Genomic DNA, 791 nt, shown 5'->3' with positions numbered 1-791 from the left:
CTAGATGTTGTGGATAAGTCGGGTAACGATCAGTAGCGGTAGTGTTCTGCCTTGAACGGACCCTGCGTGGTGACGCCGATATAGGTGGCCTGCTCGTCGGAAAGCTCCGTCAGCCGTGCGCCGAGCTTGGCGAGGTGCAGGCGGGCGACCTTCTCGTCGAGGTGCTTCGGCAGGACATAGACCTCGTTCTGGTACTTGCCGCCGTTGCCATAGAGCTCGATCTGGGCGAGCACCTGGTTGGAGAAGGAGGCGGACATGACGAAGGACGGGTGGCCCGTCGCGTTGCCGAGGTTGAGCAGGCGGCCTTCCGACAGCAGGATCATGCGGTTGCCCTTCGGGAACTCGATCATGTCGACCTGCGGCTTGATGTTCGTCCACTTGAGGTTCTTGAGGGAAGCGACCTGGATCTCGTTGTCGAAATGGCCGATGTTGCCGACGATCGCCATGTCCTTCATCTCGCGCATGTGCTCGATGCGGATGACGTCCTTGTTGCCGGTCGTGGTGATGAAGATGTCGGCGGACGAAACGACGTCCTCGAGCTGCACGACCTCGAAGCCGTCCATGGCGGCCTGCAGGGCGCAGATCGGGTCGATTTCCGTTACCTTGACGCGGGCGCCGGCGCCGCGCAGCGACGCCGCCGAACCCTTGCCGACGTCGCCATAGCCGCAGACGACGGCGACCTTGCCGGCCATCATCACGTCCGTACCACGGCGAATGCCGTCGACCAGCGATTCCTTGCAGCCGTACTTGTTGTCGAACTTCGACTTGGTGACCGAGTCGTTGACGTTGAT

1 protein-coding gene is annotated in these 791 nt (G+C 61.7%); it reads right to left on the bottom strand.

From position 1 onward, the window contains the following. Window positions 1–29: 29 nt before the first annotated feature. Window positions 30–791 (bottom strand): adenosylhomocysteinase (locus LXM94_RS25950; protein WP_235774782.1); only part of this gene is annotated, 762 nt, incomplete at its 5' end.

The organism is Rhizobium alarense, from assembly GCF_021555155.1.
GTDB classification, from domain to species: Bacteria; Pseudomonadota; Alphaproteobacteria; order Rhizobiales; family Rhizobiaceae; genus Rhizobium_D; species Rhizobium_D alarense.
This window is presented reverse-complemented; position numbering and strand designations above follow the sequence as displayed.